Annotated in this window: 10 protein-coding genes and 1 tRNA gene; 9 read left to right on the forward strand and 2 right to left on the reverse strand. The window is 63.6% G+C overall.

Going from position 1 to position 5,051, the window contains the following annotated elements; all coding sequences use genetic code 11:
* Nucleotides 1-134: 134 nt before the first annotated feature.
* The 4 genes from H0U68_RS17995 to H0U68_RS18010 all read left to right on the forward strand — a co-directional run bounded on the left by H0U68_RS17995 (nt 135) and on the right by H0U68_RS18010 (nt 1,988).
* Entirely contained in the window at nt 135-926 is a 792-nt protein-coding gene (locus H0U68_RS17995; protein WP_296358085.1) for a small-conductance mechanosensitive ion channel, read from the forward strand.
* A gap of 75 nt (nt 927-1,001) precedes the next feature.
* A complete protein-coding gene (locus tag H0U68_RS18000) occupies nt 1,002-1,328 on the forward strand; it encodes a hypothetical protein (RefSeq protein ID WP_296358088.1) in 327 nt (108 codons plus the stop codon).
* A gap of 48 nt (nt 1,329-1,376) precedes the next feature.
* The gene (locus H0U68_RS18005; protein WP_296358089.1) at nt 1,377-1,853 is read left to right on the forward strand and encodes an SRPBCC family protein; all 477 of its coding nucleotides are present in this window, start codon (nt 1,377-1,379) and stop codon (nt 1,851-1,853) included.
* 61 nt (nt 1,854-1,914) lie between these two features.
* Nucleotides 1,915-1,988, forward strand: a tRNA-Gly gene (locus H0U68_RS18010).
* Here H0U68_RS18010 and H0U68_RS18015 read toward each other — a convergent pair.
* Nucleotides 1,954-2,238, reverse strand: a complete 285-nt coding sequence (locus H0U68_RS18015; RefSeq protein ID WP_296358090.1) for a hypothetical protein — start codon at nt 2,236-2,238, stop codon at nt 1,954-1,956. The genes H0U68_RS18010 and H0U68_RS18015 overlap by 35 nt on opposite strands.
* 246 nt (nt 2,239-2,484) lie before the next feature.
* On the opposite strand from H0U68_RS18015, the gene H0U68_RS18020 reads away from it, so the two are divergent.
* Nucleotides 2,485-2,733, forward strand: a complete 249-nt coding sequence (locus H0U68_RS18020) for a hypothetical protein (protein ID WP_296358093.1) — start codon at nt 2,485-2,487, stop codon at nt 2,731-2,733.
* A gap of 10 nt (nt 2,734-2,743) precedes the next feature.
* Here the strand turns inward: H0U68_RS18020 and H0U68_RS18025 are convergent, their stop codons facing one another.
* Nucleotides 2,744-2,941 carry a hypothetical protein gene (locus H0U68_RS18025; protein ID WP_296358094.1) on the reverse strand — a complete coding sequence of 66 codons (198 nt, stop codon included), beginning with the start codon at nt 2,939-2,941 and terminating at the stop codon, nt 2,744-2,746.
* Between the two features lie 272 nt (nt 2,942-3,213).
* On the opposite strand from H0U68_RS18025, the gene H0U68_RS18030 reads away from it, so the two are divergent.
* The 4 genes from H0U68_RS18030 to H0U68_RS18045 all read left to right on the forward strand — a co-directional run bounded on the left by H0U68_RS18030 (nt 3,214) and on the right by H0U68_RS18045 (nt 4,963).
* Complete coding sequence (locus H0U68_RS18030; protein ID WP_296358096.1) at nt 3,214-3,510, forward strand: hypothetical protein; 297 nt, start codon at nt 3,214-3,216, stop codon at nt 3,508-3,510.
* 103 nt (nt 3,511-3,613) lie between these two features.
* Nucleotides 3,614-4,219 (forward strand): hypothetical protein, encoded by a 606-nt coding sequence (locus H0U68_RS18035; protein ID WP_296358098.1) that lies wholly within the window; start codon nt 3,614-3,616, stop codon nt 4,217-4,219.
* 4 nt (nt 4,220-4,223) lie between these two features.
* Nucleotides 4,224-4,451 carry a major capsid protein gene (locus H0U68_RS18040; protein WP_296358100.1) on the forward strand — a complete coding sequence of 76 codons (228 nt, stop codon included), beginning with the start codon at nt 4,224-4,226 and terminating at the stop codon, nt 4,449-4,451.
* A gap of 122 nt (nt 4,452-4,573) precedes the next feature.
* Nucleotides 4,574-4,963, forward strand: coding sequence for a hypothetical protein (locus tag H0U68_RS18045; protein ID WP_296358102.1), 390 nt, complete (start codon nt 4,574-4,576; stop codon nt 4,961-4,963).
* Nucleotides 4,964-5,051 lie beyond the last annotated feature (88 nt).

Here is a 5,051-nt window from a genome sequence, read left to right on the forward strand (position 1 = left end):
CGAAGCTCCTGCTGCGTCTGCCCATCCAGCTCAATCGACTTGGCGACCCGCATGGCATCACACCCCCTTGGCCATCGGAGTATGCCTTCGAGCGAAAGTTCAACTAATTCGCGCGCACTACACTAGCCGCAGCCATGGCGCTGTTCTTCTCCGCCATACCGAAGGTCATCGGGTTCATGCTGATCGTGCTGGTCGGCTGGTTCGTCGCCTCCATCGTCGACAAGGGCCTGGCTGCGCTGCTGCGCGCCGTGCGCTTCAATGACCTGGCCGAACGCGCCGGCATCTCCGACTTCGTGAGCAAGATGGGCATGAAGACCGACGCCGCCGGCATGATCGGCCTGGTGGTGAAGTGGTTCATCCGCCTCATTGCGCTGGTGGTGGCCTTCGACGCGCTCGGCCTGCCCGCGGTGTCCGACGTGCTGCGCCAGCTGCTGCTGTGGCTGCCGAACGTGATCGTTGCGCTGGTGGTTCTGGTGATCGGCGGCCTGGCTGCCAGTGCGCTCAGCAACGTGGTGCGCGGCGCGGCTTCCGAGGCCGGGCTGAGCAATGCCAACATGCTGTCGAAGATTGCCTCGGTGGTGGTGTGGTCCTTCGCCATCGTGGTGGCGGTCAACCAGATCGGCATTGCCACGGCGCTGGTCAACACGCTGTTCATGGCGGTAGTGGGCGCCCTGGCCCTGGGCGTGGGCCTGGCCTTCGGCCTGGGCGGCCGCGAAACGGCGGCGGAAATCCTGCGCAAGTGGTATGCCAAGGCGCAGGCCAACTCCAGCCAGATCGTGCAGGCCGCGGAGAACATGGGCGACCGCATGAACGCGAATGCGGCGCAGCAGCGCCCGGCCCCCACCTACAGCGGCGGCTACACCGGCGGCACGGGCGGCACCACGCCCCGGCCGGCGGACAAGAAGCATCCGAGCGAAGGCGCTTAAGCATCTACCCGGGCGAGTCCCAGGCAAAAGCGGCGCACCTGCGGTGCGCCGCTTTTATTTGTGCAGACGGCTACCATGGTACATTCGTACCTGAACAACACACTGCCGTGCCTGACCATGCCCACCCGCGCCGACGCGAACGAAGACAACGCCATTCCCGTCGAGCGCATCCAGACAGGCGTGCGGCTGGAGAAGAAACTGGTGAAGGTGCTCAAGGCGCTGTCCGAACACAAGGACATGACGCTGGGCGAGCTGCTCGAAGGCATCGTGCTGCATGCGCTGGAAGGCAAGCAGCCGTTTTCGCGCGACACGCTGGCCCTGATCGCCAAGCTGCGGGAGATCTACGGCCTGCAGCTCGATGCTTCGTCCAGCCACCGCCTGAAGGACAAAAAGGGAGCGTAGGCCGCCGGTGCTGGTGTCCATGCAAGTTCGATACGTCATCAACAACCCATGGAGCCATCGATGCCTCTTTATGTTTGCAACCAGCAGGCGCTGCGCCTGCCTTTGCCTGTCGACGCCGCGTTTCAACTGTTCACGCCGAAGGGTGAGGAGAGCTGGATTCCGGAATGGCGGCCTCGGTACATCCGGCCTGCCGATGGGAAGACAGAAGCCGGGATGGTCTTCACGACCGGCGAAGGCGCGGAGTTCACCATTTGGCAGGTGGCGGACTTCGATGCCGCAGCGCGCAAGGCGCGGTATGCGCGCACGACGCCGGCGTTGCGCGTCGGCATGGTGACCGTAGACGCCAAGCCGCTCGGCGACAGCGAGACGGAAGTGCTGGTGCGCTACGAAATGACGGCGTTGTCAGGTGCCGGCGAAGAATCAATGACGCAGTACGAAGGGGAAGCGTTCGTGCAGATGATCGGGCAGTGGCGGGAGATGATCTTGCGGGTGCTGCCGAGATTGACGGCAAGTTCAAGCAGCTGAGTGACATGGACGGGCTGACTCGCGGATCGCGCCTCGCGAGCCGCTAGAATCTGCGCTGACCGCGGGCGTCGTTCAATGGCAGGACCTGAGCTTCCCAAGCTCAAGACGTGGGTTCGATTCCCATCGCCCGCTCCACTCTGCGATAGCGCTTGAGCATCCGCTCCTTGCACGCGCTGTCCTTCTCTCCTTCTAGTGCCGCGATTGCGATCCAGCGGTCAACGTTTTCCCCCAGTTTTTCGGCCAGCGCGCCCGCTACCGCAGGGCTCAAGTTCCCTCGCTCGCGAGCCTTGGTCAAAGTGCTGCGTTGGAGGCCTAGCTCTTTGTACCAATAGGGCAGTGGCTCGAGGCGTAGTGCTGCATCTAGCAGTTCTAGGGATCGTTGCATAGCGTGCTTCTCCGTGGTGGCATGACGCCTACATCGTAGCCCGTCATTTGTAGACACGGAGTCTACGTTGGTGTATGGTTCAGTCATGTAGGCATCGTGCCTACATCTAGGAGCCACCATGCACCCCCTCACAGGCGAAAGCCGTTCCCGCTGCGGTCCCCCAGGTGAAAACGATGCTGCCCTCGCTGTGGTGGCTCCGGCGGCGTCCGGCCTGGGGGTCCGCTCCCGTATTTGGGATGGTGCGTGATGGCCGTCACGCATGCATCTGTCAATGCCCGCGCGGCTTCATTCCGGGCTGAAGGAACCCATAACCGCGATGCGACCGGCGTGCAAGACGTCCGGTCCGGCTGCACGGTGAGCCATGGCGGTTTCCGGCTGCTGGTCACGCAGGTCCGGGGTGGCTCGTTCCGTGGCCGTCACATCAATGCGTGGGGCCAGCTTACGCAGGACGTTGAACTGTTGCCGTGCCGTGTTGTTCGGGTGCTGAGTTCGTGAAGCCGCTCGATTACGTCTTGCGTAGCCGTTGGGCGTTGGCCTTCTCTCGGGCCTTTCTGTCCTTGGCGCGTCGCCCAATTTTTCGCTTGACGATCACTTCGATGATCGTTGTGACCGCGCCCAGCGCGAGTATCCCTGCGACGGTCCACCACGCGGTGGACGGTACGTGTTCCAGCATCTTGAGCTCTCCCTCTTTGGCGGTGCTCATTGTCTCAGGCGCGTTACTGGCCGTGGTGATCTTCCATTGGGTGCTTGTGCCCGTGCAGATGTGGCTGGTGAATTTTGTCGTCGCGCGTATGCCGGAGGCGTCGGAATGAAACCGCTCGACTACCTGCTGTGGATCGGCGTGGGCGCCATCTTTATCGGTGCCGGCCTTAACTGGTGCGCCCTTTTCTCATGACCCGGCTTCAAGGCTCACGCGTGGGCTTTCTGGCCGTGCCATTCCGGCGCGGAATTTCCTGGCTATAGGAGGCCACGAACATGCACACCGCCATTCTCCAAATCATCAAGGTCAACGAGGAACGCACAGGCGTCAAAGACGGCCGGCCATGGGCCATGCAGGACTGCGAATGCATCCTGCTCGACGACAACATGCAGCCCGATCAGGTCGGCGTGCTTTCGCTCCCTAAGGACCTGCGCGGCAAGGTGCAGCCGGGCCGCTACACCGGCTCGTTCGCCCTGAAAGCTGACCTGCGTTCCCGGCGTATCGAAGCGCAGTTGACCGGCCTCACGCCGATTCCGCCAGCTCGCGGCGCTGGCGCATCCAAGGACGCGTGATCGTGGCCCGCGCCCTGCTCTCCCCGTCGTTGCTGCTGGTGGCTGTGCTCGTTGCCGGCGTTGTTGCCCTGGCGGGCATCCGCTTCCTGTTCAAGGTGGGCACGTGAGCTGGGCGCGTGCGGTCCCTGCCTCCCGTGTGCAACGGGCCTTCCTGCGCGTTCTGGTGGCTCTGTGCGCCCTCTTTGCGTGTGCCACGGCTCGTGCCGAGTGGGGCGCAAATACGCCTTACGGGGACGGGCCGGTCTACCGTGATTCGTCAGGCGAGGCGATTTGTGCGAAGTACACCGATACGGCCTGGGCGGCTGGCGTCTTGCCCGGCGATCGGCGGCGCGCCTACTTCAAGTGGAACGGTGGCGACAAGTGCGAGCCATACGCTGAGCCTGCGTTCACGACCGGGCTGGGTGGCTGGATTTTGGTCGTTGACTGTGCGGGCCCTGCGGCCGGTTACTGCTCGCCGCCGACCGATTCCGCCTCAAGCGGTTTTTACTTTGGTCCCGCGTCCACCACGTCGGGCGGCGCTGGCACATCTGGTGGTGCCTCCTCGATCACGGTGGCCCTGGAGGCACCGGACATCTTCAAGTTAACCCCTCAACAGGGAACAGACATCGCGGGCGCCATCCTCGCGTTGTGGGCCGCTGCATACGCCATTCGCATGGTGGTGCGCGCGCTCAAATCAACCGATGGCGAATCAACCTCTGAAAGTGAGTGAAGCAATGAAGCTGATCGACAAAACCCGTGCGCACGTGCTGCGCGCTTCCCTGGGCGCTGTGGCCCTGGCCGGTTCCGTGGGCGCCCACGCCGCTGCCGGCTCCGCCGTGGACGTGACGGATGCCGTGGGCACCATCGGCGCGCAGCTGACGTCCATCTCGGCCGTCGGTGGCGCCGTGTTCGGCGTGATCGTGGTCATCAAGGCCTGGAAGTGGATTCGCCGCGCCATGTGATTAGCGCATCAGCTCCTGGGTTCGGCCGGGCCCAGGGGCCTTTTTTCAAAGCGTCGATGGCGGCGTTTCGCAAAGGGGCTGACCGTGGGAATCTTCGTCATTGTTGGCGTGCTGGGGGCGGCATGGCTGATCTTCACCGCGTAGTTGCGGCCGTCTTCATCGCCCTTGCGTCGCTGGTGTTCGCAGCGCCTGCGTTTGCCTTGGCGAACACGCCGACACCCAGTTGCGCGGCCACCGATCCCACGCCGCAGGACACGGGCTCGGGGCCGAACGTGCCGTGCGGCGAATATCGCCCTGGTTGGTGGGAGTTCAGTACGCTGGACCCAGCGACGAACGGTGGTTTCAGTTGCATGAAGCGCACCTACTGCACCGGTTATGGCTATGACCAGTCGCGCGTTTGGGCGGGGACACCGCCCACGGGTTGTGTGTCGCTCGCCGGTGGGACCAAGACCTTCGAAACACCTGCGTCGTCGCCTAGTGTGGTGCGCGCCTCTGTTCTGTACTTATCGTGAGATCGCAGCCAATGCAGCCTTGGCTCTGGTGACCTTGGCCAGGATGTCCGAAGCACTGGCTGTCCAGATGAATGGTTTGGGGTTGTCG

Source organism: Ramlibacter sp. (assembly GCF_013697775.1).
Taxonomy (GTDB): Bacteria; Pseudomonadota; Gammaproteobacteria; order Burkholderiales; family Burkholderiaceae_C; genus Ramlibacter.

Bases quoted from the DNA above. Each gene is read 5' to 3' on its own strand.
- H0U68_RS17995 (WP_296358085.1), top strand. From the start codon at position 135: ATGGCGCTGTTCTTCTCCGCCATACCGAAGGTCATCGGGTTCATGCTG.
- H0U68_RS18000 (WP_296358088.1), top strand. From the start codon at position 1,002: ATGGTACATTCGTACCTGAACAACACACTGCCGTGCCTGACCATGCCC.
- H0U68_RS18005 (WP_296358089.1), top strand. From the start codon at position 1,377: ATGGAGCCATCGATGCCTCTTTATGTTTGCAACCAGCAGGCGCTGCGC.
- H0U68_RS18015 (WP_296358090.1), bottom strand. From the start codon at position 2,238: ATGCAACGATCCCTAGAACTGCTAGATGCAGCACTACGCCTCGAGCCA.
- H0U68_RS18020 (WP_296358093.1), top strand. From the start codon at position 2,485: ATGGCCGTCACGCATGCATCTGTCAATGCCCGCGCGGCTTCATTCCGG.
- H0U68_RS18025 (WP_296358094.1), bottom strand. From the start codon at position 2,941: ATGAGCACCGCCAAAGAGGGAGAGCTCAAGATGCTGGAACACGTACCG.
- H0U68_RS18030 (WP_296358096.1), top strand. From the start codon at position 3,214: ATGCACACCGCCATTCTCCAAATCATCAAGGTCAACGAGGAACGCACA.
- H0U68_RS18040 (WP_296358100.1), top strand. From the start codon at position 4,224: ATGAAGCTGATCGACAAAACCCGTGCGCACGTGCTGCGCGCTTCCCTG.
- H0U68_RS18045 (WP_296358102.1), top strand. From the start codon at position 4,574: ATGGCTGATCTTCACCGCGTAGTTGCGGCCGTCTTCATCGCCCTTGCG.